This window comes from Kitasatospora sp. NPDC022856 (genome assembly GCF_055561235.1).
Genome location: NZ_JBVHHE010000139.1, coordinates 1 through 1,360, shown reverse-complemented (window position 1 = coordinate 1,360; position 1,360 = coordinate 1). Strand labels below are relative to the sequence as shown.

The 1,360-nt window shown below is 68.6% G+C and carries 3 protein-coding genes and 1 pseudogene; all 4 read left to right on the top strand.

Annotated elements, in window-relative coordinates; genetic code table 11:
- The first annotated feature begins 164 nt into the window (after positions 1–164).
- Positions 165–440, top strand: a complete 276-nt coding sequence (tatA, locus tag ACZ34W_RS38705) for a Sec-independent protein translocase subunit TatA (RefSeq protein ID WP_465611197.1) — start codon at positions 165–167, stop codon at positions 438–440.
- Positions 441–743: 303 nt separating this feature from the next.
- A complete protein-coding gene (locus tag ACZ34W_RS38700) occupies positions 744–947 on the top strand; it encodes a transposase (protein WP_465611195.1) in 204 nt (67 codons plus the stop codon).
- A 108-nt stretch (positions 948–1,055) separates the two neighbouring features.
- A pseudogene (locus tag ACZ34W_RS38695) lies at positions 1,056–1,247 on the top strand (IS3 family transposase); the annotation flags it as partial.
- Between the two features lies 1 nt (position 1,248).
- The coding region (locus ACZ34W_RS38690) for an aldehyde dehydrogenase family protein (protein ID WP_465611199.1) at positions 1,249–1,360 on the top strand (112 nt) is incomplete at its 3' end.

Genomic DNA, 1,360 nt, shown 5'->3' with positions numbered 1-1,360 from the left:
TCCCATTCGTTTGGGTTGTTTTTTTCTTCTTAAGTACACCCGCCCCCCCCCCCCCCCCCGGGGCGCGGCGGGCGCCCCCCCCCCCCCCCCCACCCCCCCCCCCCCCCCCCCCCCCCCCCCCACCACCCCGCCCCTCCGGATCGACAGACAAGGAGACGACGCCCATGCTCCGCAACGGCCTGGAACCCTGGCACCTCATCGTCGTGCTCGCCGTGATCGTGCTGCTCTTCGGCTCGAAGAAGCTCCCCGAGGCCGCCCGCGGACTCGGCAAGTCCCTGCGCATCCTCAAAGCCGAAACACGGGCCCTCCACGAGGACACCCCGCCCGACACCCCCGCCGAAGCCGTCCAAGCCTCGCAGTCCACCCCGGACACCGCCGCCCCGGCCATCCCCCCACCGAGAACCGATACACCTCCCACCCGCCACCTGAACACCCTCTGACCGGCACCGCGCCCAGGCCGACCCCAACGGCCCCGGCCGGCGTCGACGCCAGGCAACCAACCCCGGCAGTCCTCTTCCTCTCACCGGCACTCAAGGCCGCGACTGCTCCGGCCAAAGCCTCGTACCTCTTCCAGGCTCCGGCACTGACGCAATGGGTGGGACCTCCCGTCGGTGCCCGGCCCGGTCAGCGCCCAGACGTACCGGGCCGTCCATGAAGGAACTCCGCCATTGAGCTGAGCCGGATTGTGCAGAGGCCTTGAAGCCAGGCATGATCGCCCTGGCAGATGGGAGAACAGGGGTCCGATGCCTGCTCCACGTAAGGACCCCGTCGAGCTCCGCGAGCGTGCTGTCCGCGAGGTCCGGTCCTCCAGGCGTCTGGTCGCGCACGTGGCCCGTGACCTGGGGATTCACGAGGAGGCCCTGCGCAACTGGGTGCGCCAGGCCGAGGCCGACCAGGGCGAACGGCCCGATCTGATGACAAGCGCCGAGAAGGCCGAGATCGCGTAACTCCACAAGGAGAAGGCCGAGTTGAAGCGATCAGTAGAGGTCCTCAAGGCGCCTCCGTGTTCTTCGCGAAGGAGTTCGCAGATGGCCCTGTGGCGGCGGGGCATCAAGAAGGGCTCCGGCCTGATCCATCGCAGCGACTGGGGCAGTCAGTAGGTGTCAATTCGGTCTACAGAGCGGCTCGTTGAGGTCGGTGCCGCAGCCTCGGTCGGGCCGGCTCGGTCGCGGACTCGTACGACAACGCGATGGCCGAGGCACGGCACCTTCAAAGCCGAGCTGATAGAGAACCAGGGACCTTGCCGACGTGGCCCGGGACAGCGGGATCGCCCAGGAGGAGGTCTTCGGCCCGGTGCTCTCCGTCATCGAGTGCGACGGCTACGACGACGCCATGCGGATCTCGAACTCGGTGAAGTACG